Here is a 24,307-nt window from a genome sequence, read left to right on the forward strand (position 1 = left end):
CCTCTGCTGGCCTCAATGCGCGGGCACGGCGGCGGGCACGGTGCTGCTTTCCACCGGCGGGTGCCGGCGAAACGAGCGCAGCGCCAGTGCCGCGCTGGCCAGCGCCATCACCGCCCCCAGCAAAAATGGGGCGCCTGGGAAATGCACCGGCGCGTTGTCGCGGGTGAAGTAGCGGAACAGGCCCGTCATCAGCAGCGGGCCCACCACGCCGGTCACGCTCATCAGGCTGGTGAGGGCGCCCTGCAGCTCGCCCTGCTCGTTGGCCGGCACCTGGCCCGAAATGGTGCTTTGCAGCGCCGGTCCCGCGATGCCGCCCAGGCAGTAGGGCGCCAGAAACGCTAGCATCAGCCAGCCCCGCCAGGCAAAGGCAAACAGCACGAAGCCCACCGTGTAGCACAGCAGCCCCACCACTATGGCCCGCGCCGCGCCCAGCCTGGGGATGGCCACGCGCACCAGCCCGCCCTGCACCAGCGCCGAAAACAGTCCGATAACGCCCAGCGAAATGCCCACCATCTTCTCGCCCCAGCCAAACTTGAGCTCGGTGTAAAACGTCCAGACCGATTGAGTAGAAGAACCTGCCAGGTAGATGAGCACCAGCGAGGCCACCAGGCCCAGCACCGCCGGGTACATTTTCAGCCGCAGCAGCGAGGCCACGGGGTTGGCCCGCGTCCAGGCAAAGGCCCGGCGCTTGTCGGGCGCCAGCGACTCGGGCAGCACCAACAGGCCGTAGAAGAAGTTGCACAAGCTCAGCCCCGCCGCCACCATAAACGGCACCCGCGCGCCAAAATCCGCCAGCAGCCCGCCCACCGCCGGCCCGATGATGAAGCCCAGCCCAAATGCCACGCCCACCATGCCAAAGTTCTGGGCCCGGTTCTCGGGCGTGCTGATGTCGGCAATGTAGGCCGTGGCCGTGGTGAAGCTGGCCCCCGTGATGCCCGCCACCACGCGCCCCACAAACAGCCAGGCCAGGGTGGGGGCAAAGCTCAGGAAGATGTAGTCGAGCCCCAGCCCCAGCAACGCCGCCAGCAGCACCGGCCGCCGCCCCCACTTGTCGCTGAGCCCGCCCATAATAGGCGCAAAACAGAACTGTGCCCCGGCGTAAGCAAACGTGAGCCAGCCCGAATACACCGCTGCCTGGCTCAGCCCCTCGCCCGTGAGCTGCCGGATAAGCGTGGGCACCACCGGAATGATGATGCCGAGCCCGCTGACGTCAATCAGCAGCGTGATGAAGATGAACCCAAGGGCCGGGGAGCGTTGCGATGCCATAGCGGGAGGCTAAAGTAGATAGCAAAGATGGCAGATTTGGCCGGCGCCGACCGGTGCGGCTATCCATTTGCGGCTCGTTGGCGTATGAGGCGCTAGTCCGGCCCGGCCGGTTTTTCTCCCTGACCACCTTCTATTTGACTTATTGCCATGAATCAGAAACGCACGTTTGGCACCATTCTCACCGTTTTAGGCATTGTCGGCATCATCATCGGCGCGCTGGCTTTCCTGGGCGTTGGAGGTATCGGCCTCAGCAAGATGAACTCCATCGTTCCCTTCGTCGTGGGCCTCATCTTCTTCTTTGCCGGCATCAACCTGGTAAAAGCGACCGGCGACCGGGCGTAGCGCCGAAGCGTCGGAAAAATTATTGGCTGTTTGCTAACAGGTTAGCTTTGTTAAGCAATTATTATGAAGCAAATAATTGCCAACCCGGAAAAACCCCGTACTTTTGCAGAACCAAACAGTGCGGGGTGGAGCAGTTGGTAGCTCGTTGGGCTCATAACCCAAAGGTCACTGGTTCGAGTCCAGTCCCCGCTACCTAGTGAAAAGGCCGTTTCCTATCGGGAAACGGCCTTTTCTTTTTCCTGGCCAAGTGAGTTGGTTTGTGGAAGCAGTTGTGCCGCTTGTCTGAGCTGCCTACTCCACCGCCACGCGGGATGCGTAGCGGCGGCCCTGCGCATCGGTGGCCTGCACCACGTAGAAACCGGGCGCCAGGCCCCGCACCGATACGGCCGCCACAGCCGAAACCGTGGCTTCACGCACCACGCGGCCCGTTGCATCTATTACCTGCACGAGGGTGCCCGGCGCCAGGCCGGGCAGGTGCAGGGCATCGGAAGCCGGGTTGGGAAACAGGCCTTGGGGCAATGGCAAGGCCGTGGCGGCCGCCAACGTGGTAGCCGAAGCGTCCAGCTGGGCGATGAAGCCCAGGTAAGACCCCTGGCCCGGCAGGGCAATGGAGCCAAATCTGACGCCGTAGCAGGCGTAGCCGTGTACCTGCAGGGCGCCCTGCGCCAGGAACCCCAGGCCAAGGGCCCGTTCGTCGTCGGGGCCGCCGGCCTGCTGCGCCCAGCGCAGCTGGCCCTGCGGCGAATACGAGGCCACCAGCGCGTCGCCCCGGCCCGCCGAGGTGAGCGCAAGCGTGCCCAGCCGGGCCTGGTTGCCGAAGCTGCCCGTGACGTAAGTGTTGCCGCCGCCATCCACGCACACGTTGGTCAGAAAATCGGAGCTTGCGCTGACCAACGTTTGCGCCCACTGCTCGGCGCCCTGGGCCGAGAACCGGACGAGGAAACCGTCTTCGTTGCTGGCGGTGGCGGTGGAGCCGGCGAAGGTGCTGCCGGCGAAGGAGAACGATTGCCGGAAGGTGCCCGTGAGGTAGAAGTTGCCGGAGGCATCGGCGGCGGCGCCGGTAATGTCGTCAAAATCGGGTCCGCCAAACGTGCGCGCCCATTCCAAGTTGCCGGCCGCGCTGTACTTCATCGCCATCAGGTTGACGCTGCCGGGGCTGGGAAACGTGAGGCCCGTGGGAAACTCCGCCGCCATGTAGAAGTTGCTGGCCACGTAAATCCCGCCGCCCGGCGCGCTCACCAGCCGTATCGGATAAATAACCCCGGCCCCGGTGCTGCGGTCGGAGTAGAAAATATTTTTAATGCTTTGAATATCTCCCGTAGCTGCCGAAAAGCGGGCCAGGTAGGTGGTGTAGGGGGTAGCCAACGTGGTGGAGGGTGCCACCAGCTGGCCACCGAAGCTGACGCCGCTGCTGAAAACGTGGCCGCCGCTCACGAACACATTGCCGGCACCATCAACGGCTACGGCCGTGGCCAGCACCACCGGGATGCAAGCCGGAAAGGCCGGGTCGAACGCTACATCGTCGCTCTGCTTGGCCCAGGCCAGGTTTCCCTGTGCATCGTAGCGGGCCACGAAGGCTTTCGTGCCCAGGTAGGTGCCGGCGCTCAGGCTCTGGCCGTTGCCCATGTCGAGGGTGCCCTGGAAATGGCCCACCACGTAGGCATTGCCCGCGGCATCCAGCGCCACGTCGTCGGTCCCGTCGGCGCCGGTCGAACCGAACTGCCGTATCCAGGCCAGGGCGCCCTGCGGCGTGTATTTGGCCAGGTACCCATCGTAAGAACCGCGGCTGGTCAGGAGGGTCTGCCCCACCCCGGTCTGGGGGTTGAAGGTGGCGGTTTCGTATATATTGCCCTGGGCATCCGTCACCCGGCGCGTTTGAGGCGACAGGTAGGCCCCGGTGCTGCGGGCACTGGTCCAGGCGGGAGCCGTTTGAGCGGCGGCGCGGGAGCCAACGGCGAGGCTGCTCAAGACCACCGCGGCCAGCTGGGCACAACGAAGGATAAGTGTTTTCATACAAACGGCTGGGGCTAGGGTGAAAAATTAAAGCGCGTAGGCGCCCTCAGGCGTCTGACGGAGTAAAGACAAGACCACCAACTATGAAGCAGCGGTTCTATTTTGTCGGCTCTTACGCGCCGGAAGCCGGCGGCTACCTGCGCGACGGTCAAGGGTTGGACGGCTTGCTGCAGGGCGTCGCGCAGGGCCTGCATCTGCTGGGCCAGCTCGGCGGGCCAGGCCTGGGGGGCGATTCCCTCCGTTGGGAATGCTGACCGGCCAGCGTCGGAAAAGGCTGCTGCGGCGGGCAAAGAAAGTTTGGTCTGCTCGGTGTCGGGGGCCTGGTAGGCAGGGCGCAGGTAGCGCACGTGGCCATTGGCTTTCTCGCGGGCGCGCTCGTGGTTGAGGCGCACGAGGTGCGTCAGAATCTCGGCCTCGGGCAGGGCCGGGCTATTCCACGGCCACGCGGGCCGCATACTGCTGGCCTTGCTTATCGGTGGCGTGCAGGGTGTAGAGGCCCGGCGCCAGGCCCAGCACCGATACTTCTGATGCAGCCGAAACCCTGGTTTCGCGGGCCACGCGGCCCAGGGCGTCTAGTAGCTGCACAGGCGTGCCGGCGGGCAGCGACGGCACCCTGACCAGGTGGGTGGCAGGGTTGGGGAAGAAACCCAGGGCCAGCGGCCGAGCCGCCTGGGTAGCGGTGGGCAGTGCGGACAGGTGGGCAACGAAGGCGTTGGAAGTAGCAGCCGCTCCCCCGCTCGTGAGCGTCGTATTGCCAAACTGGCTTTGCTGGGTGAAGGTGCCGCCCACAGAAAGCTCGTTGCTGGCACTCAGGGCAATAAAGGTGGCGGCCTCTAGCTGCGCACTATTCGACTTTTGGAACCATCGGGGCGTGCCCTGGGCCGAGTAGCTGGCCACCAGCACATCGGAGCTGCCGCCGGAGCTGCTGAGCGGCTGGCTGCCGGTCTGCGCCGTGCCCACGAAGTGGCCGGCCACGTAGCTGTTGCCAGCCGCGTCGGCCGCGACGGCCCGGAAATGGACGCTGGTGCTTGATTCCAGCCGCTGCACCCACTGCAGGTTGCCCGTGCCCGCATCGAGCTGGAGCAGGGCGCCGTAGCGCTGGCCGGTGCCGGTCAGGGTTTGGGCGTCGACGGTGGCGGGGCCGCCACTGGAAAAGGTCATCGGCACCAGCAGGTGCCCGTTGCCATCGAGGGCCGGAGTGCCGGCGTTGTCGAAGGAAGCGCTGCCGTAGCGCTTTTGCCACTGCGCCACCCCTTGCGTGTTGTAGCGTACCAGGGTCACATCGTCGTCGCCATAGCCGGCCGCGGGGGGCACCGTGCCAAACCCGCCGGCCGTGGCCGGGATGGTCCAGCTCAGGTAGGCGTCGCCGGCTGGGCTCACGGTTAGCGTGTGCCCAAAATAGCTGATGGTGCTGCCCGTGAATGGTATACCGCCGCCGTGCTGGGCCCACTGCACCACGCCCTGCGAGTTGAATTTGGCGAGAAAGATGCTGATAGTGCCGGGCGCGCTCAGCGGGATGCCGCCCACGGCCACGTTGGGGTTGCTCCCCGCAAATGTGCCGCTGAGGTACAGGTTGCCGGCGGCGTCCACGCCCACGTCTTGCACACTGGGCCCGTTGCGGCTCACCTCCCGGAGCCAGCGCGGCTGGCCCTGGGCGTCGAGGCTGGCCATGAAGGTCACCGTCACGCCCGTGCCAGGGGTCAAGCTCAGGCCACCCAGCTGGATGCTGCCGCTGAACCAGCCGGTGAGGTACACGTTGCCGGCCGCGTCGGTCACGCACCGTTCAATTTTTTCGTTGCCGCTGCCCGTCAACTGCCGCGTCCACAGCAGGCTGCCGCTGGCACTGTACTTGGCCACGTAGGCATCGGAGGCGGCCAGGCTGGTGAGCACGGTGCCGGGCGCCACCGTGACGGGGTCCGATTGCAGGCTGCCGGCGATGTAGGTGTTGCCGGCGGCATCGGTGGTCATGCCGCTCAGGAAAGTGGCGCTGGCGCTGGTCACGGCGTTGGCCCAGCTCCAGGCCGGAGGGGCGGTTTGGGCCTGCGCCAGCCCAGCACTGCTCAAAGCCGCCAGCACTGCCAGCGAGGCACCATAGAAGAAAGAGGTAGAAGTTTGCATGGGCTACGGAAATAATAAGTGAAGGGCACGAGGGCGAGGAAGTGCCTATGCAGCATAACCTTCCGGCGTGTGCCGCACCAAACTTAACGCCGCCAGCGTAGCCAGCAATGGCTCCACCTTGTCGGCTTTCACGCGCCGGAAGCCAGCGGCTACCTGCGCGGCGCTGAGGGGCTGGGCGGCTTGCTGCAGGGCATCGCGCAGGGCCTGCATCTGCTGGGCCAGCTCGGCGGGCCAGGCTTGCGGGCCGGTGGCGGCGGTAGCGGCTGCGGTGGCCGCGGCGGCTTCGGCGGGCAGGGCCAGGGCGGCTTGCTGCTGGCCGGGGGCCTGGTAGGCGGGGCGCAGGTAGCGCACGTGGCCGCCGGCTTCCTCGCGGGCGCGCTCGTGGTTGAGGCGCACGAGGCGCGTGAGAATCTCGGCCTCGGGCAGGGCGGGGGGCCAGGCGTAGGCCTCGGCCACGGCGGCGTCGAGCTGCTGGTGCAGGCTGAGGACCACGGAGGCCAGGCCCTGCTGGTTCACGGCCTGGTCTTTGGCCGACAGGGGTTGGGCGGCGCGCAGCTTCTCCACCACGTTGTAGAGGTCGGTGAGGGTGAGGCTGGGGTGCTGGGCCTGCTGGCGCTTGCGGTGGGCGTCGAGCTGTTCGGCCAACTCGCGGATGCGGGCCTGCTGCGCGGGCGTGGCGGCGGGGAAGGGGAATGGGTCGAAGCAGCGGGAGTTATTGTAAATAAAATCATTGCCTACGCCCATTCTGCCTCCTGCTGCCGAAGCCCACACAGTATGAAAACGACTTGACAAAACGCCGAGTGTAAAGGCATCTTCTGTTGCTATAACAACCAGGTTATAATCTGGGAGCACAGAGGCGTCAACGAATTGAAAAAGCTGATGTTTCGCAGTTCTTACGGTAGCAACATAGCGTGACAAACCATTAAGCATCTTGCGGAGCTTCGGATTAGGCTCTCCGAAAATCCACCATTTATCGCGCCTGCCAGCTCGGTTATTTTGGTCTCGCTCCGGTTTTACAGTTTCAAGTAAGTGTGCATAAGCCGTGGGAAATTGCGCAAGAATTTCACCGTCTTTGTAACCGAAAAAATCGACAGCAAAGACGCCACGAGGCCTATCTGTCATATCACGTCCATTTCTGTAAGGACGAATGTGATTTTCAAGCCCTGCAAGTTGACCCAATCCCAAAGCGGCAGCTTTGTCCGCATTAATGATGAATCCTGTTCCGATTGGCTGAACACCGCGGTTTGACAAATCAACATTTGATTTCAAAACTCCCGCAGAGTCTAAATCAGCACCAATCGATAAATCAGGCAGAATGCGCCCCTGCTGTTCCTCAAAAGTCACTTCAGCCGCTTCGTCGCCTTCGGCTACGGATTCCGTTTTCAGGTTCCAGAGCTGGCCGGGCGCGGCTACGGTTGGGGTCCGTTCGGCTACCGTCATGGCGATGCGCACGGCGGCTCCTTCGGCGGCATCGACCCAGGGGTGGTCGGGAATGGCGAAGGTGAGGGTGAGCGGGGCCGGGTCGCCTTCCAGGAAGGGCTGCATCACGCGGCGGTTGAAGGTTTGCTTGAGGCTGTTGGTGGTGATGAAGCCGAACCGCTCGGCGGGGCCGCGCTGAACGGCGGCCGCGGCGTTGTACCACCAATACATCACCAAGTCGGCGGAGTCGGGCACGCGGCCTTTGTAGGCTTTGCGCAGGGCCTCGGTGTAGCCGTCGCCGAGGGCGTCGCGCATGCGGGCCGGCCCCACAAACGGCGGGTTGCCCACGATGAAATCGGCTTCGGGCCACTCGGCGGGCTGGGGGTTGGGGTAGTCGAGCACGGGCGTGCGGGCGGTTTCGTCGGGCACGGGCTGGCCTGTCGCGGGGTGGGGGCGGGTGGTGCCGTCCCAGCGGGTCACGGGCTGGCCGTGGGCGTCGAGGCGGGGCGTGGGCGCGTCGTGGCGCAGGGCGGCGTCCTGCTGGCGGATGTTCTGGTACTCGTCGAGCAGGGGCTCGGCCAGCTGGGTGATGCCGTGGGTGCGCAGGTGCCACTGCAGGTAGCCGATGCGCAGCACCACGTCGGCAATGGCGGCGGCGCGCGGGTTCAGCTCCAGGCCCAGCAGCTGCCGGGGCGACACGGTGGTGCCCCCGCCGAGGTCGAGCAGGCCGGTTTGCCCGAAGGCGTTGATGGCGGCCAGCACCTCGCCCTCCAGCCGCTTGAGGTGCTCCAGCGTCACGTAGAGGAAGTTGCCGGAGCCGCAAGCGGGGTCGAGGATGCGCAGCGAGGTGAGGCGCGTGAGGAAGCGCACCAGCTCCTGGCGGGCGTCCTTGGCGTTGCCTTCTTCGAGGCGGCGGGCGCTGGCGGCCTGGGCGGCGGTCCACTCCCGGCGCAGGGGTTCGAGCACGGTGGGCAGCACCAGGCGCTCCACGTAGCGGCGCGGGGTGTAGTGGGCGCCCAGGCTGTGGCGCTCCTTGGGGTCGAGGGCGCGTTCGAGCAGGGTGCCGAAGATGGCGGGCTCCACCTCGGTCCAGTCGGCTTCGGCGGCTTTGAGCAGCAGGGCCATCTGGTCGGGGGTGAGGGGCAGGGCGGTGGCGTCGTGGAAGAGCTTGCCGTTGAAGCGCCGCAGGCGGGCCTTGAGGTCGGGCGAGAAGCCGCCGGTGTCCATCGTGGCCCACAAGCCGCGCAGGGCATCCGGTAAGAACTCGCGCAGCTCGGGCGTGGAGTAGGTGCGCAGCATGCCCGTGAAGCTGGCCTTGGGAATCAGCCCCACGTCTTCCGAGAACATCGTGAACAGGCAGCGCATCAGGAATTGGGCCACCACCTCGGGCGCGTGCCCGGCCCGCTCCAGCTGGGCGCTCACGCCGGCCAGGTAGCCGGCCAGCTCCCGCGTGACGCGGGCGGCGCGGCGGCTGGGGTCCAGCTCGCGGGGCGCCTCCCACACCTGGCGCAGCAGCGCGCGGGTGCCTTCGTCGGCCAGCGCCGAGAGCGGCAGCCGGAACCGGGCCTGGTCGGGGAAGGGCACGAAGGAATCGCCCACGCCGGCGAAGTTCGAGTACACGTCGATGCAGTAGCCCACGTCCACCACCAGCACAAACAGGGGGCGGGGCTCCTCGGGCGGCAGGGCGCGCACGTAGCCCAGGGCCTGCTGGCGGGCAGCCTGCATCATCTGCTCCCACTTCACTGTTCCTCGAATGGCGTGCCCGAAACGTCGTTTTTCGGGGCTTAGGCCTAGTTCACGCCGTTCCGTGCTTCCGTGCTTCCGTGCTTCCGTGCTTCCGTGCTTCCGTGCTTCCGTGCTTCCGTCAAAAGATGAATCGACAAAATTACCAACGCCCTGTTTTGTTTCCAATATAAAGCAGCCGCGCTTGTAGAGGTCGATGCGGCCGGTGCTCTTCCTGGCGCCGTCGTTGAAGGTGACAGCGCGCTCCAGCACGTACTGGTCCTGGGCGGGGTTGTCGGTGGTGGGGTCGGGTTTCGGGACCTGTAGTAAGTCGCAGAGGTCTTGCAGAAAAAGGCCGTAGTTGGCGCGCTCGGCGCCGCCGGAGTTGCGCCAGCGGGCGGCGAAGTCGGGGTAGGTCATTTTTTGGCAGAAAATAGGAGCGGGAAGATAGGCAGGCGGGGCGAAGTAGCTGAACGATGTAGGGGCGGGGCCTGCCCCCGCCCATCGTTAGAACGAAATCGTTGGCACGGCGCGAACGGCCAGGCGGGGGGCAGGCCCCGCCCCTACATCGTTCGTCCGCTTCGAAAACCCCGGTCCGCGGCCGCTATTCACCACCGAAAGCGCCACGAGTGGAAAAGGCCGGCCCCTGCTTTAGGGCCGGCCAACTGCCGGGCTAGCCGCACCGGCGGCGCGGGTACCTTTGCCGTGTCCATCAAACCACGAAGGGTTCTTGAAAACGTATTTTCCGGCCCTGACGGGCGTGCGGGCCGTGGCGGCTTATATGGTGGTGCTGGTGCACCTCACCTCGCTGGAGTCGGCGGCGAGCTTGCCGTTTTTCAAGATGTGGGTAGTGGAATACATGCGGCAGTTCGGCATCGGGGTCGTCATTTTCTTCGTGCTGAGCGGCTTTCTCATCACCACCCGCTACGCCGAGGGCATCGAGCTACGCGGCGTCTGGTTCCGGCGCTACCTCCAAAACCGCTTTGCCCGCATCTACCCCATCTATTTCCTGCTCACGGCCTTCACGTTCGGCGTGATGCTGCTGCGGCCCACCCACGGCTGGTGGGAGTGGGCCGCCGATGCGACCGGGCCGGAAAAGCTGGCCGCCGTGCTGCTGAACACCACGCTGCTGCGAGGCTATTTCAACCAGTTTGCCGTGCTGGGGCTGCCCACGGCCTGGTCGCTCACCGTGGAGGAGACCTTCTACCTGTGCGCGCCGCTGCTGCTGCTGGGCCTGCGGCGCAACCTCCGCCGGGTGGTGCTCTACCCCGTGGCGCTGTTGGCCCTGGGGCTGGCGTTGGTGGCGTTCTGCGCGCGCATTCTGCCTTATTATGGCCTGATGCAGGACGTCCGCTTCATGCTGGGTATGACGTTTTTCGGCCGCGCCGCCGAATTTTTCTGGGGCATGGCGCTGGCGCTGTGGGTGGCCCGGCAGCGCCGGCTGCTGGCCCGTCGCGGCCGCTACACGCTGCTGGGAGCCAGTGGCATCATGCTCTACATGGCGGCAACGGCCCTGCTGGGCCACTACTGCCCCACCTGCTTCGACCGCACCGGGGTTGATTGGTACCTCGTCGAAACGCTGGCCAGCAGCACGCTGCTGCCCGTGTTTATCTGCAGCCTGTTTTGGGGCCTGATAAGCGAGCAAACGTGGCTGCGCTGGCTGCTGGAAACGCGGCTGCTGACCCTCTTGGGCAAAGCCTCCTACGCCCTGTACCTGCTGCATCTCGGCACGGTCGATTACCTGTTTCGGGTGTATGTATCAAATAATAGCCTCGTCTGCCTGCTGGCTTACACCCTGCTCAGCATCGGGCTGTATCAGGCCGTGGAGCGCCCTTTGCAAAAGTGGCTGAGGGCCCGCCCGCTCCCGGCACGAGCGGCCGCGCCGGCCGCAACGGGCATCGAAAGCGCCTGATAATTCAGCCCCACGGCCCTCTACTTTACCACCGCCTGCTTGCTGGCCGAGCGGCCGAACTTAGTGGGGAAGTACACCAGCTCGGCCTTGGCCGGGTTGACGGTGTAGGTGCCCTTGAAGCGCGGCTGCAGGGCAATGCGGAACTGGTGCCGGCCAATGGGCAGGCGGTCGAGGAAGATGCCGGTTTGGTGGCGCAGGTACTCGCGGTGGGTTTCGAGGCTGTTGGGCGTGGCCGGGTCGGCGTAGGAGCAGCCGGCCGGGATGGGCACTTCCAGCAGCGCGTAGCGGGCCTCGGCTTTCACGTCCACGGTCACGAGCAGCTCGGCGGGCTGGCCCGCGCGCAATGTCACGCGGGTGCCGGCCTGGCCTGCCAGCTCCGTGCGCACCGCGAAGGCCGCCGCCACGGGCGCCGGCGTGGGGTTCCAGTGGCTTTGGTAAGCGGTGGCGTAGATGGGCAGCAGACCCTCCTTGCGCAGCGTGAGCGGCCCGCTGCTGGCCGCCAGCTTCGCGGTGAAGGGAAACTTGGTCAGGGTTTCAGTAAGCCCGCCGCTGAGCTGGGCGCGGGCGAAGGTGGCCGGGCGGCCCGCCGCAAACAGGTCGGGGCCGATGGTTTCGAGAATCTGGGCGGCTTCGTAGGTGCTGGTCCAGTGGCCGCCCACGCGCAGGTTGAGCAGGCCCACGCGCAGGCGGGCCAGCTCGGCCTCGTGCCCGCCAACGGCGCGTAGGGCCCGGTAGGCCAGCAGGGTGGTGCCCACCCGGTCGCGCAGCAGGTAGCCGAAGTAGGAAGAAGCATGCAGCGTATCGCCGTAAAACACGCCGCCGAGCTGGGTGCGCAGCCGGTAGCGCCGCAGCGTGTCGAGCTGGTAAGGCAGGCCCAGCTGCTGGCGGAGCGTGACGAGAGCCAGGTAGCGGTCAAGGGGCTGGCGGCCGGTTTGCAGGCGGTCGAAGCGGGCCAGGTAGGTTTTGTAGTCGGCCGGCGCGCCCAGGCGGTGCAGCAGGGCCAGCAGGCGGATGAGGTCGTCGGGGGCGCGGTAGTAGCGGTAGTAGCTGGGCAGCGGGCGGCCGCGTAGCCGGGCCACGGTGGCGGCCTCGCTCAGGTGGTCGTCGAGCTCGCCCAGCAAATACCGCTGGGTGGCCGCGCGGTCGAACACCACTTTATAGCCGGCCTTCTCGGCTTCCAGCAAGGCTTCCAGCACGTGCGTGGTGGCCCACGGGCTCACCGCCGACGTGGGCCAGGTGCCCCACAGGTGCTCGGGCTTGTGCTGGCCGGCCAGCAGCTTCTTGATGAGGAATTTCACCGCCCGGTCGCCCCGAAACGGCAGGCGCTGCACCTCCCGGATGCGGCGCTCCAGCAGCAGCGCCTTCAGCTTGGAAGCGGCCTGCTCGTTGCAGAGGTAGGCGTAGCGCTGCAGGTGCTCAATTTCGGAGAGCAGCAGCGGCAGGGCGTCGCTTTCCAGGTGCACCGTCACGTCGCCCAGCGCCGGGTTGATGGGCAGCTGTAGGGTGGTATCGGCGGCGGTAAGGGTGGCGAAGGTGCCCACCCGCTCCAGGGTGCCGGCGGGCAGCAGGGGCAGGCTGCGCTGCTCGCCGTCCTGGTAGCCGTTGGGCTGGGCCAGGGCAAAGCTGAGCATGACCGAATCGGGCACCGTGGTGGCGGGCGCGGCAAAGGTGAGCGTGTCGAGCGCCATCGGGCTCACCAGCCGGTTTTGGGTGCGCAGCACCTGCGCGCCGGCCCGGAAGGTGGTTGTCACCTGCGCCGTGTCGAAGCCGTAGTTCAGGCTTTTCCCAGCAGCTGGGTGCGGTCGCCGGCCACCAGGAAGCGGGGCGTGGCCAGTTCGGCCCGCAGCTGCTTGAACGATTTGAGACGGCCGGTGGCTTGGCCCAGGCGGCCATGGTTGTCGGAGGCCAGCACGAAGCTGTCCCAGCTGGTCACGTCGTCGGGCAGCACCACCTCGGCGCGGGCTAGGCCGCGGGCGTCGGTTTCGAGCAGCGGATGCCACCAGGCGTAGTCGCGGAAGTGGCGGCGCAGGGCCAGGCGCGGGTCGGCGCCGCTGGCCACGTCGTCGGCACTGCCTTTGGTGCTGATAATGAGAGCGCCATTGGCTGCCTGGGCGCCGTAGAGGCTGGCCGCCTCCGTCCCCTTTATCACCCGGATGCTGGTGATGGAAGCCGGGTCGATGTCTGCCTGCAGCCCATTGAAGGGCAAGCCATTTAGCAGGATGAAGGGCTTGTTGCTGACGCTGATAGAAAGGGAGCCGCGGATGGTGATGTTCGTGCCAGAGCCCGGCGCGGCGCTGATGATTTGTACGCCAGCTACTTTGCCTTGCAAAGACATGGGCGTGACGGAGGCCACCGAATAGGCCATTTGCTTGGTAGCCCGTTGCACACCTAAGCCCGTCACCACCACCTCGCTCAGCTGCTTCACGTCGGGCGCCAGCTTCACCACCAAAGTGCTGATTTCGCCCACCACCATTTCGCGCGTCGCATAGCCTATGCTGCTAATCCGAAGCGTGCAGCGTCCGTCGGGCGGCACTTGCAGCGCGAAGCTGCCGTCGGCGTTGGTCGAAACGCCCATGGTAGTGCCTTTGATGAGTACCGTCACGCCGGGCAGCCCTTCTTCGCTGGCTTGGTCGAGCACTTGGCCGCGGAGGGTGCGCCAGCCGGGCTGAGGCGTGGCGGGCATTTTTACCTGAACTTCGCGCCGGGCGGGCACGCTGTCGGCTAGCGTGACGGTGCCTTTGAAGGCGCGCCGCTGCCACAGTTGCTGGTTGATGCGGCGGCTCAGGCGGCCGGCGGGCACCTGGTCGGCGCGGCGCAGCTGGAAATAGGTCTGGCCGTTGGGCTGAATGAGGACGTCCTCGGCCGGCGCCAGGCAGGAGCTGTCGGCCAGCAGCACGGCCACGCGGTAGCGGCCCGGTGCCAGCGCATGAATGAGGCCGTAGCCGCGCTCCAGGCGCAGAAACCTGGGCTGGCCAGGGCGGGTGAGCAGCACATAGCGCGGCGCGGCCAGCTCCTTATAATTCGGCCCGGCATCGGAGGGGCGCGGCGGCAGGCGCAGCTCCAGCCGGCCCAGGCCTGGCGGCGTATGGTAGGGCACCTCGAGCCGGGTGTCGAGGTAATCGAAGGCCGTAATGGCTGACCATCCTGGGCGGCGTTTAAAATCGGCTTCGGTGTAGGCAAAGCCCTTCAGCGGCAGCCAACTGGAGTAGGCATGGCCGTTGAGCGGGCCCAAAATTCCGGCATCCAGGCACTGCATTTTCAGCAGGGTGGCCCCGAACGAATACTTATACAGCGGCTCAAACAGAAACTTGCGCCGCAGGCCGTCGGCATCGCGCAGCAGCACCGAGTCGGGTCGGAAGGGGCCGCTGACCATGGCATCGCGATAATGCAGGCGCGTGGGCGGGCGCAGCGCCGGCCCCTGCCGCAGCGTGGTGGCTGCCAGCCCCGTGCCATCCAGCACCACCAGCGAGCGTTGCAGGCCCAGCAACTCGCTGGGCGCCAGCGTCGGCTGGCGCTTTTCTACACTCAGCTCGGCGCAGGGGTGGTTCACGTCGATGCTGAGCGTGAGCTTGTGCAGGGGCCGCAAATACACCTCACGCAGCGTCACGAATCGCGTGGCTGTGCGCACGCTGATTGTGTGGAAGCCGCTGTCGGCCAGCATGGTATAAGGGTCGTTGCGGTTCACGTCGTAGATGTAGCCGGGCTGCCCGTCCACGTACACGGCCACCGGCGGCTGCACCCGGCCGGAGTCAACCAGAAAAACCGCCACCTGCGCCAGCCCGCCCGGCGCCGGCCGGTACTCGTGGAAAGTGCCCGTTTCCGGGTACAGAAACTGGTAAAACGTCAGTGAATCGAGGGCCAGCACGTGGCGCCAGCGCGCCCAGGGCAGCAGCTTTTGCGCCGACTTGCCGTCGAAGCTTTCGGCCAGCTGGAAACGGCGCAACGACTGCCGGCCCTGCACCGGCCGCGCCACGCGCAGCTGCGGCAACTCGGGGGCGGCGCTTTGCTCAAACTTGCTGGTGTAGGCGTAGCTCGTCAGGTCGGCGTGGGGCACGGGGCGGCCCCGCTCGTCGGTAACGGCGTAGCGCAGGCTGATGCGCTGGCCCGGGTAGGCCACGGCCGGCTGCTCGGCACTGACGACGAGCTGCGGGCCGGGCCGCGCCATCGTGAACTCGGCTGCGCGCAGCGAGTCGCCCCACCAGTAGTGCAACGAGGCAGACCACGGCTCGGGGCCGGGGTGCGGCAGGGCCAGGCGGAGCGTATCGGCGTAGCCGCGGTAGCGCAGGCGGTTGCCCTGGTAGAGGTAGTACCAGAAATGCAGCCGGTGTGGGTTGCGCACGGCCAGCACCAGCGAGTCGGCCCGGCGGTCCGACAGCAGCGTGAGGTCGGCATTGTCGGCGTCGAGGTCGAGGCTGGCGCGGCGGCCTTGCTCATCGCGCAGCTCGTAGGAATCGGCGTGGGCGTCCACTTTCAGCGCCCGCGGCAGCTGCACCGGCCCCCGAAACAGCCAGCCGCTGCCCAGCTCGTTGGCCGTCGAGATGCGGAGCGTGGCCGCGTGCGGCTGGCTTCGGCCCAGGTGCCGGTACTCCAGGTGCACCGAGTCGCCGCGCAGCTCGGCGTGCAGCTCGCCGGGGTCGTGGCGGAAGTCCACGGCGGCGCTCTGGGTGCGGCGCTCGTTGTCGGAGGTCAGCAGCGTGGCCTGCACGTTGTAGCGAAAGTCCACGTCGGGCAGTGCGTTAGCGGGCAGGTCGAGGCGGGTTTCGCCCAGCGCGTCCAGCGCCCGGCTTTTCGTCCAGAGCGTGTCGGGCATAAACAACTGCCGGCCCGGCAGCGCGCCCGGCGCGCCGGTTGGCGTCACGCTCAGCCGCAGGCGGGCGTCGAGCAGGTTGAGGTCGTTGGCATCGGTGCCGCGCACGAATATGGCCTGCGGCTGGCCCTGGCGCTGGGTTTTTTCGGACACGCGCAGCGTGTAGTGGCTGTTTTTGAGTTCGTAGTCTTCGAGCCGAAACGACCCGCTGGCCAGCACCCGCCCGCGCCGGTCTTTCAGCCGGAAGCCCACGTAGGTATCGGGACGCAAACCCAGCGAGTCGCTCAACGGCAGAGTGTAGTGGTAGCTGCCGGGCCGGCTGGGGCGCAGCAGGGCAATGCGCTTGCCGTTCTCGCTGTCGTAGCCATTGCTGCCCAGCCAGAGAGTGAGGGGACGGCGGTAGGGCCGTCCGTTTTTCCGGCGTAGCACGCGGGCTTTCAGGCGCAGGGTGTCGCCGGTGGGGCGGTAGCGGGGCTGGCTGGTGGCCACGTAGTTGGCCCAGCGGCCTCGCTCCTCGTCCTCATCCTCATCCTCGTCCCGGCTGTATTCGCGGCGGCTTTGACGCTCGTCGCGCACGTCTTCGTTGAAGATGGAGCGCAGCAGGCCGATGGGGCCGGTTGATACCCCGCTTGCGTGGCGCAGCTCCTGCACCAGCTGCCGTACCGGTCGGCTCAGGTAGCCCAGCGGGAAGCCATAAAGCCCGCGCCAGTAGGCCCGCCGCAGCCAGGGGGTAGTCGACGGTCGGCCAGTTAGCCGGCCACCGCCGGGCAAGACCTGTTCGAGGGCGTGGTAGGTGGTGCGCCCGCCGGCCGTCACGGCCAGCAGGCCGGCCCGGCCGCCACCTGCCCACCGGAACGTCTGGGTCGCGGCGTCAAAGGCCAGCGGCTTGCCGCGCAGGGCCACCTGCGCATCGGGCAGCAGCCGGCCCAGCGAGTCGCGCACCACCAGGCTCAAGTCCACCTGATTGTCTACCACCAGCACTTCGCGGTCGGCCTCGGTGCAGAGCTGGTACACCAGCTGCGGGCCTTCGGTGTGGGCCACGAGGTAGTAGCCCAGCGGCAGCGCCAGGGGCCGGGGTTTGTCGGTGGGAAACGAATCGACGGGCTGGTTGAAAAACTCGGGCCGGGCCGCCTCCAAGCCGCGCTCATACAGCTGGCGGGCTTGCTCGTCGCTGATGCGGAACACCTTGGTGAGGTAGCTGGTCTGGCGGGCCTGCGCCACCGGCTGCTGGGCGTAGGCAGGTTGGAAAAACAGCAGAAACAGAGCGGCGAAGAGTAGCAGAGGGCGCATAAGCAGGCAGGAAGACGTTTCCCATCCGATGCAGGCCCGCGGCGGAATGCATACCGCCACACGCAAAAAGGCCCGGCGTTGGCCGGGCCTTTTTGCGTGTCAGGGAGCAGTCGTCGCGCCCAAACGGTCAGTAAAAGAGCCTCATGCCTTAGCGTTGCTTGCCAAGCAGGGCGGCTCGCGGCAAAGCTCCAACTTTAGCGGGGCGCCACCCGCGCCACCACGGCGAAGAGTGGGTCGGAGCGGCCGGGCGGCTGGGGGCTGCGGTCGAGCAGTTCGATGGCGTGCCAGCCGTCGGCGGTAGTCAGGTACTGGCGCACCAAGGCCAAGTGGCCACGGTCGTCGAGGGCGTGCCAGGCGGCAACGGCCTTGCTGGGAAAGCAGCGGTTGGAAAAGGTGACAACCAGCGGCGCCTCGGGCCGCAGCACGCGGGCCAATTCGCGCAGCACCGTCACCGGCTGCGTCAGGTAGTCGATGGACACGCAGATGGCAGCCCCGTTGAACTCGTCGTCGGCGAAAGGCAGGACGGGCTGCTGGTTGAGGTCTTGCACCACGAAGGATTCGAGGCGCGGGTTGGCTTTGAGCTCGGCTTTGTTCATGCCCAGGCCCACCACGCGGCGGTAGGGCACCTCGGGCGGCAGGTGGCTCACCCAACTGCTCATCAAATCGAGCAGCGCGGAGTCCGGCGCGAAATACTCGCGGTAGAGCTGCGTGACGGCCGCAATGGCGCGGTCGTCAATGTGCGTCACAAAGCGCGGGTGGTGGTAGAATTCCGCGTCGGGCGTTTCGTCCTGGCGACGGAAGAGGTTGGCGGGAAGGGCGTCGTCGGGAGTCATGAATCCGTAGTACGCAACTGACGGCTTCGGGTAGGAGCGGCCGCCTAGGGCCGCTTTACGGAAGCGGCCGCCGCGAAACGTACACCACCGCCGGGCGGCCCACGGTGGGGTCGATGGCCTCGCCGGTACTGGTATCGAAGCGCAGGCCGGAGGCTGCCACGTACAGCCGCTGCTGCCCATCGAGGTACAGTCCCTTAAGGTAATGACCGGTGGGCAGACGCATCTTGGTTTGCGTGGTGCCGTCCGTTCGCAGCAGGTCGGAGGCGACCACCAAGCGGCTGGTGGAGTTGGCGATGGGCTGGGTGTTTTCCTGGGTGCGGTACGTGTTGCCAGCGGCTTCTACCCGGCCAAAGGGCTGGGTCAAGCGGTAGTACTTCTCGCGGCCCCGGGGCACGGTGTTCACATGCACCCACGTTTTACCGAGGTCGGTGGTGAAGTAATCGACAAAGGAGGCCGTTTTCTGGCCTTGGGCATCGGTGAGGTAGTTGCTTAAGGCAAAAATCGTGTCATTGCGCGACACAAAGCCGTAGGTAGCACTCGCAAAGTTCTTCCGCTCCTGCCAAGTTTTGCCTTGGTCGGAAGTGGCGTAAATGTGTGCCTTTGTCGAAACCAGCAGGGTTTTATCGATGTCGCCCCAAATGGAATAAGCTTCATCGCCATCAAAAACAGTCTTTATTTCCAGCTTTATCCAATCCGGGTCTTCGGTTTCGCGGGGCGTTGCTTCAGGGTCTTTTTTTTGGCAGGCCACCGCGAGTAGCCCGGCGGCGAGCAGAAGGGAAGGGTGTTTCATAGCGGAAGGTCTCAGGAAAACCGATTGGAAAGGGACAACGCCGACGTATGAGCTGGCAACTAAAGGTAGGCGCTATTTCCGAGGAACGCCAGCCGACTGCGGAGCTAAAAACTCCCGCAGATACGGTGCCGTTCGGCTCTCGCGCACCTTGGCCACCGCGCGCGGCGGGCCGGCAGCCACCACGCGCCCGCCGTCCTCGCCCGCGCCGGGTCCGATGTCGATAACCCAATCGGAACCCGCCACCACGCGCATCTCGTGCTCCACCACAATGACGGTGTTGCCGGCCTCTACCAGGCCTTCGAGTTGCAGCATCAGCTTCTCGGTGTCGGAAGGGTGGAGGCCGGTGGTGGGCTCGTCGAGCACGTAGAGCGTGTTGCCGCGGCCGATGCGCTGCAGCTCGGTGGCCAGCTTGATGCGCTGGGCCTCGCCGCCCGAAAGCTCGGTGGCGGGCTGGCCCAGGCGCAGGTAGCCCAGGCCCACTTCGCGCAGCACGGTGAGGGCGCGGTGGATGGCGGGCTCGTCGGCGAAGAACTCCCAGGCGTCGTCCACGGTCAAACCCAGCACCTCGGCAATGTTGCGACCCTGGTACTGCACCTCCAGTGTTTTGGCGTTGTAGCGGGCGCCGTGGCACACCGGGCAGGGCGCGTACACGCTGGGCAAAAACAGCAGCTCCACCATCACGAAGCCTTCGCCCGAGCAGTTTTCGCAGCGCCCTTTGGCCACGTTGAAGCTGAAGCGGCCCGCGTCGTAGCGGCGCTTGCGGGCCTCGGGCGTGGCCGCGAACAGCTTGCGCACGTGGTCGAACAAGCCGGTATAGGTGGCCATGTTGGAGCGCGGCGTGCGGCCTATGGGCTTCTGGTCGACGCGAACTAAGCGCTTGATTTTATCCAGACCCGCCGTAATCTGCCCGCCCAGTGTGGCGGGCGCGGGCGCTGCCAGCGGGTCGGCTTCCTCTTCCTCGGCCTCAATGGTCTGGCCCAGGCTTTCGGCCACCAGTTCCACCAGCACCTGGCTCACGAGGCTGGACTTGCCCGAGCCCGACACGCCCGTAACCGTCGTGAACACGCCCAGCGGAAATTCTACAGAGAGGTTTTCCAGGTTGTTGCGCGTCACACCCGCCAGCTTCAGCCAGCCGGTGGGCGTGCGGGGCGGCACGTCGGGCAGCGCGGAAGTATCGAACAGAAACTGGCGCGTCTGCGAAGCTTCGATACCTTTCAAGCCCTCGGGCGGGCCGCTGTAGAGGATTTCGCCACCTTTTTCGCCGGCCGCGGGGCCCACATCCACGAGCCAGTCGGCTTGGCGGATGACGTCCAAATCGTGCTCCACCACGAACAGCGAGTTGCCCGCGCCTTTGAGGCCCGCCAGCGCGTGCAACAGCGCCTCAGTATCGGCTGGATGCAGGCCGGCGCTGGGCTCGTCGAGCACGTACACCACCCCGAACAGGTTGGAATACAGCTGGGTGGCCAGCCTCAAGCGCTGCAGCTCGCCGGGCGAAAGCGTGGGCGTGCCGCGCTCCAGCGACAAGTAGCCCAGCCCCAAATCAAGCAGCACCGCCAGCCGCGCCGCCAAATCCTCGGCAATGCGCCGGGCCACGATGGCCTGCTCCGGGTGCGCCAGGTGGCCGGCCGTTTTGCCCGCTGCAAAAGGCTGCAACAGCGCCGCCAGCCGCTTCAGCGGCAGCCGCGACATGTCGGCAATGTCCAGCCCGGCAAATTTCACGCTCAGCGACTCCACCCGCAGGCGCTTGCCGTGGCAGGTGGGGCAGTCGGAACCCAGCATGTACTGCGCCACGCGCTTCTTCATCAGCGCGCTTTGGGTGGTGGCGAAGGTGTGCAGCACGTACTTCTTCACGCCCGTGAAGGTGCCCATGTAGTTCGGCGGCTCGCGCCGCTTGATGGCGCGCTGCGTCTGCTCGGGCGAGTAGCCGGGATACACCGGTAGCACGGGCTGCTCCTCGGTGAAGAGTATCCAGTCCCGGTCCTTTTGGGGCAGGTCCTGCCAGGGTGTATCCACGTCGTAGCCCATGCTCACCAGAATGTCGCGCTGGTTCTGGCCGCCCCAGGCCTGGGGCCAAGCCGCAATGGCGCGCTCCCGAATGGTGAGCGTGGGGTCGGGCACCATGCTTTGCTCGGTCACCTCATACACGCGGCCCAGGCCGTGGCAGGTGGGGCAGGCGCCCTCGGCGGTGTTGGGCGAGAAGGCTTCGGCGTAGATGATGCCCTGGCCGGCCGGGTAGTCGCCGGCCCGCGAGTACAGCATGCGCAGCAGGTTGGACAGCGTGGTGACCGAGCCCACCGACGAGCGGGTGCTGGGTGCGCCGCGCTGCTGCTGCAACGCCACCGCCGGCGGCAGCCCCTCAATGGCCGTCACCTCGGGCACCGCCATTTGGTGGAACAGCCGCCGCGCGTAGGGCGACACCGACTCCAGGTAGCGGCGCTGGGCCTCGGCGTAGAGCGTGCCAAAGGCTAAGCTGCTTTTGCCCGAGCCCGACACGCCGGTGAACACCACCAGGGCATCGCGCGGAATGTCAACGTCGACGTTTTTGAGGTTGTGTTCGCGGGCGCCGCGGACGCGAACGAAGCCGTCAGCGCGGGCATCGGCAGGAGAGGGGGGCGGGGAAGCAGGCATGGCCGGCTAACGCGAAGCTCCCCCCCGAGGTTAATGGCCGGCCCGGCAAACGCGGGCAGCAGACAGCGCCAGTCCAGAAAAAACAAACGTGAACGGTACGGCTATCAAGGCTCTTAAATCGAAGGCATTCGGGGAAGCGTGTGTAGGATTTTGTTTAGGATTGTGTGTATAAAAATTAAACAAAAACAAGAATAGGGTCGTAACTCAAGCACAACATATTTTTTGGTTCTCGCATTAATTGGCGTTATAAATAATGGGTATATGTCTGATTCAAAACAACATGCGGAAGTGTAGGAGTACTGCGACTTCATTAATAAGCGGGAGTTTCCCTGCGTAGCCGCCAAAACCGCCCTGACCTGGCAGCAGCTCCACTGCCTGGTCGTCGACCACATGGCTTGTCCGAAAGACGACGCAGCCATTCTGGATTTTCTCTACGAGTTTGTGGACACCTACCGGCAATCGGAAAAGCTGTACCACAGCGCGGCCATCATTTTCCGCGGACCCACGGCGCCCAGCGAAGCCATGTTTGAGGAGTTGTTCTGGCAGCGGCTGCAGTCCCTGGCCAACCTCGATGCGCAACGCTACGGCTACGACCCCCGCGTGGTGGCCGACCCGGCTTCATCTGACTTCAGCTTTAGCCTCAAGGAAGAAGCGTTTTTTGTGGTGGGCCTGCACCCGGGTAGCTCCCGCGCGGCGCGGCAGTTTGGCCACCCTACGCTGGTGTTCAACGCCCACGCGCAGTTCGAGCAAATCCGCGCCAACGGCCGCTACGATGGCCTGCGCGACACCATCCGCAAGCGCGACGTGGCCTATTCCGGCTCCGTGAACCCCATGCTGCAAAACTTCGGCGAAGCCTCCGAAGTGTACCAATACACCGGCAAAGTCTACGACGATGCCTGGAAATGCCCTTTCCTCAGCCCCCATGCCCAGCACCCCCCACTTAATTCCGCCGCGTAGCGGCACGGCCTTCGTCCTGCGCCAGGGCCAACGCCTGAAAGTAACCGACCCGCAGGGCGAGCAGGTGTCCGATTTCGTGTGCTTCAACCTGCACGACACGGCCGAGTACCTGTCGTCGGGCCGCACCATCGACTACGCTGAAACCATCTTCCTCACCGCCGGCCACCCGTTCTACTCCAACCGGAGCAACGTCATGTTTGAGCTGGTGGAAGACACCGTGGGCCGGCACGACTTCCTGCTCACGCCCTGCTCGGCCGACACCTTCCGCATTATCTACGGGCACGAGCACCCACACCGCGGCTGCTTCGGCAACCTCAGCGAGGCCCTGGCTCCGCACGGCATCACGCCCGACCAGATTCCGATTTGCTTCAACATTTTCATGCATGTGACTGTGGACGGCGAAACCGGCAAAGTAGGCGTGCTACCGCCCAAAAGCCGCGCCGGCGACTACGTGATACTGGAAGCTAAAATGGACCTCGTGGTAGGCATGACCGCCTGCTCGGCCGAGATGTCGAACAACTACGCTTTCAAGCCCATAGCCTACGAGGTGCTGGATTAACCCGCACCGTTGGCGTGCAGGGTTCGCGCATCGCGCAGCCTGCCTTGAAAAGTGGTGCGCTGTACCAACGACGGCGGGTTCTGGCGGCGGGTTAAAAAAGCCTGTTCACTGGCTAAAACAGTTGAGCTTAAGTTTCTGCCCAGCCATGGAAGTCTCGAAGCTGCCTGCTGCAAGAGTGTGCGCTTCTGCCAAATAGTGCCCATCTTCGCAACCTGCAACGGGCCATGAAAACTTTTCTACTGACACTCTTGATGGCTGGGGCGAGTTTGGCCGCCCGCGCCCAAACCTTCTACCCCGACCTCGACCTGCAGACGCTGGACGTGCCCGGCCGCGTGGTACACGTGGAGCAGGTGCTCGACGGCCGCGCCGGCACGCCGCCCATCGGCATTGCTTACCGCGCCGGCCGGGCCGCCGCCATCGAATTTCGGCAGGGGGTAGGACCGGCCCTCACCGCTTTCGCGCTCCGCCAGCTGCCCGCCCGCCCCACCGACCACCCCGTGGTGCTGTGCCTGCGCAGCCTGCACCTGGGCGAAACCCTGGGCGGCCCCCGCGAGCAGGCCACCGCCGACCTCACCGCCGACGTGTACGAGCACCTGCCCGACGGCTACCACTTCGTGCAGGCCGTGGCGGCCCACGCCAGCACCCAGGGCCGCGAGGTGACGTACTGGCACGCCGTGCACCTGGCCCAGATGCTGGCCCAGTGCCTCGGCCAGCTGAACACGGCCGACTGGGCTGCCGGGGCCGCCCGCCCCGCCCGTCTCCTCACGGCCCTGCCCACCGATGCGCCGGCAGCCGGGCGCCGGGCGGCCATCCTGCGCGAGACACCGCGCCGGGGCCTGTACTTCCGCTTCGAGGAGTTTTTGCAGAACCGGCCCGACACTACCCTGACCTTCGCCCTCGACACGGCGCGGGCGCGGCGCTACCCCAGCCCCATTGCCACGGCGCAGTGGCTGGGCGTGGCGCGCGTGCGCCCCAAGGTGCGCTTCGGAGCCAACCCCGACGCAACCCTCGGCGAGGACCTGTGGGGCTTTTGCGACGGGCAGCAAGTGTTTGTGAAATACAACAAGCTGTTTTACCCGCTCACGCGCCAGGGCAGCTTCTTCACCTTCGTGGCCGAAGCCCCGCTCGACCAGCTGCACGCCGAGGCCTTGGCCCAAAGCCAGAGCCGGGCGGCCATGCTGGCGGGCTTGGTAGGGGCCGCCGTGGCCCGCACCAACATGCCCGACCACACTGCCGAGCCCATGACCTATGGCCTCGACATGACGACCGGCGCGCTGGGCCCGTTTCCCGCCCTGGGCACCCCCGTTCGGACCGATACCGCCTACGTGTACCTCTACCGGCCCGCCCAGGCGGCCGACGCCCCGCCGGTGGGCGTGTTTGTGGATGGCCGCGAGATGGGCGCGCTACGCCCCGGCCAGTACCTGGAGGTGCCTTGGACGCGCTTCGGCAAGCCCATGCGGCTGTGCCTGAACGGCGTGCCCGTGTCCAACCCCTGCCAGCTGCTGGTGCCCAATGCCGCGCAGCTCAGCTACTTAAAAATAGACGCCTCCCGGAACGGACCCGCCTGGCAGTGGATGTCGCCCCGCCAGGGCTCGGCCGAGCTGGACGAGCTCGACAAGCTCCGCAAGTAGGCGCCGCTGCCCCGGCAGCC

The 24,307-nt window shown here is 66.1% G+C and carries 15 protein-coding genes and 1 tRNA gene; 6 read left to right on the forward strand and 10 right to left on the reverse strand.

Features of this window, described 5'->3' with window-relative positions:
• Positions 1-12: 12 nt before the first annotated feature.
• On the reverse strand, positions 13-1,266 hold the full coding sequence (locus MTP16_RS07975) for a TCR/Tet family MFS transporter (RefSeq protein ID WP_243517868.1): 1,254 nt from the start codon (positions 1,264-1,266) through the stop codon (positions 13-15).
• 147 nt (positions 1,267-1,413) lie between these two features.
• Between MTP16_RS07975 and MTP16_RS07980 the strand changes: the two genes are divergently transcribed.
• Both MTP16_RS07980 and MTP16_RS07985 read left to right on the forward strand, forming a co-directional pair.
• The gene (locus MTP16_RS07980) at positions 1,414-1,608 is read left to right on the forward strand and encodes a hypothetical protein (protein ID WP_243517885.1); all 195 of its coding nucleotides are present in this window, start codon (positions 1,414-1,416) and stop codon (positions 1,606-1,608) included.
• A 119-nt stretch (positions 1,609-1,727) separates the two neighbouring features.
• Positions 1,728-1,800 (forward strand) — tRNA-Met (locus MTP16_RS07985).
• 99 nt (positions 1,801-1,899) lie between these two features.
• Here the strand turns inward: MTP16_RS07985 and MTP16_RS07990 are convergent.
• Genes MTP16_RS07990 through MTP16_RS08005 form a run of 4 tightly spaced genes read right to left on the reverse strand, consistent with a single transcriptional unit; the run spans position 1,900 to position 9,300 of the window.
• Positions 1,900-3,621: a T9SS type A sorting domain-containing protein gene (locus MTP16_RS07990; protein WP_243517902.1), complete on the reverse strand. Its 1,722-nt coding sequence runs from the start codon at positions 3,619-3,621 to the stop codon at positions 1,900-1,902.
• Between the two features lie 14 nt (positions 3,622-3,635).
• On the reverse strand, positions 3,636-4,076 hold the full coding sequence (locus MTP16_RS07995; RefSeq protein ID WP_243517905.1) for a hypothetical protein: 441 nt from the start codon (positions 4,074-4,076) through the stop codon (positions 3,636-3,638).
• Entirely contained in the window at positions 4,051-5,739 is a 1,689-nt protein-coding gene (locus MTP16_RS08000) for a T9SS type A sorting domain-containing protein (RefSeq protein WP_243517908.1), read from the reverse strand. Before MTP16_RS08000 ends, MTP16_RS07995 begins: the two co-directional genes overlap by 26 nt.
• 45 nt (positions 5,740-5,784) lie before the next feature.
• The gene (locus tag MTP16_RS08005; protein WP_243520136.1) at positions 5,785-9,300 is read right to left on the reverse strand and encodes a class I SAM-dependent DNA methyltransferase; all 3,516 of its coding nucleotides are present in this window, start codon (positions 9,298-9,300) and stop codon (positions 5,785-5,787) included.
• 310 nt (positions 9,301-9,610) lie between these two features.
• Here MTP16_RS08005 and MTP16_RS08010 point away from each other — a divergent pair, with 310 nt between their 5' ends.
• Complete coding sequence (locus tag MTP16_RS08010) at positions 9,611-10,792, forward strand: acyltransferase family protein (protein WP_243517912.1); 1,182 nt, start codon at positions 9,611-9,613, stop codon at positions 10,790-10,792.
• 20 nt (positions 10,793-10,812) lie between these two features.
• Here the strand turns inward: MTP16_RS08010 and MTP16_RS08015 are convergent, their stop codons facing one another.
• The 5 genes from MTP16_RS08015 to uvrA all read right to left on the reverse strand — a co-directional run bounded on the left by MTP16_RS08015 (position 10,813) and on the right by uvrA (position 21,140).
• On the reverse strand, positions 10,813-12,543 hold the full coding sequence (locus tag MTP16_RS08015; protein ID WP_243517915.1) for an alpha-2-macroglobulin family protein: 1,731 nt from the start codon (positions 12,541-12,543) through the stop codon (positions 10,813-10,815).
• A gap of 23 nt (positions 12,544-12,566) precedes the next feature.
• Complete coding sequence (locus tag MTP16_RS08020; protein WP_243517918.1) at positions 12,567-16,889, reverse strand: carboxypeptidase-like regulatory domain-containing protein; 4,323 nt, start codon at positions 16,887-16,889, stop codon at positions 12,567-12,569.
• Between the two features lie 194 nt (positions 16,890-17,083).
• On the reverse strand, positions 17,084-17,722 hold the full coding sequence (locus MTP16_RS08025) for a class I SAM-dependent methyltransferase (RefSeq protein WP_243517921.1): 639 nt from the start codon (positions 17,720-17,722) through the stop codon (positions 17,084-17,086).
• 55 nt (positions 17,723-17,777) lie between these two features.
• A complete protein-coding gene (locus tag MTP16_RS08030; protein WP_243517924.1) occupies positions 17,778-18,512 on the reverse strand; it encodes a beta propeller repeat protein in 735 nt (244 codons plus the stop codon).
• 72 nt (positions 18,513-18,584) lie between these two features.
• Entirely contained in the window at positions 18,585-21,140 is a 2,556-nt protein-coding gene (gene uvrA, locus MTP16_RS08035) for an excinuclease ABC subunit UvrA (protein WP_243517927.1), read from the reverse strand.
• 309 nt (positions 21,141-21,449) lie between these two features.
• Here uvrA and gntA point away from each other — a divergent pair, with 309 nt between their 5' ends.
• From gntA to MTP16_RS08050, 3 genes are all read left to right on the forward strand, one after another.
• Positions 21,450-22,097, forward strand: a complete 648-nt coding sequence (gene gntA / locus MTP16_RS08040; RefSeq protein ID WP_262922675.1) for a guanitoxin biosynthesis heme-dependent pre-guanitoxin N-hydroxylase GntA — start codon at positions 21,450-21,452, stop codon at positions 22,095-22,097.
• Positions 22,063-22,656, forward strand: coding sequence for a DUF1989 domain-containing protein (locus MTP16_RS08045; protein ID WP_243517929.1), 594 nt, complete (start codon positions 22,063-22,065; stop codon positions 22,654-22,656). The genes gntA and MTP16_RS08045 overlap by 35 nt, the downstream gene beginning before the upstream one ends.
• Before the next feature lie 224 nt (positions 22,657-22,880).
• Positions 22,881-24,287, forward strand: a complete 1,407-nt coding sequence (locus MTP16_RS08050) for a DUF2846 domain-containing protein (protein WP_243517931.1) — start codon at positions 22,881-22,883, stop codon at positions 24,285-24,287.
• Positions 24,288-24,307 lie beyond the last annotated feature (20 nt).

The organism is Hymenobacter monticola, from assembly GCF_022811645.1.
GTDB classification, from domain to species: Bacteria; Bacteroidota; Bacteroidia; order Cytophagales; family Hymenobacteraceae; genus Hymenobacter; species Hymenobacter monticola.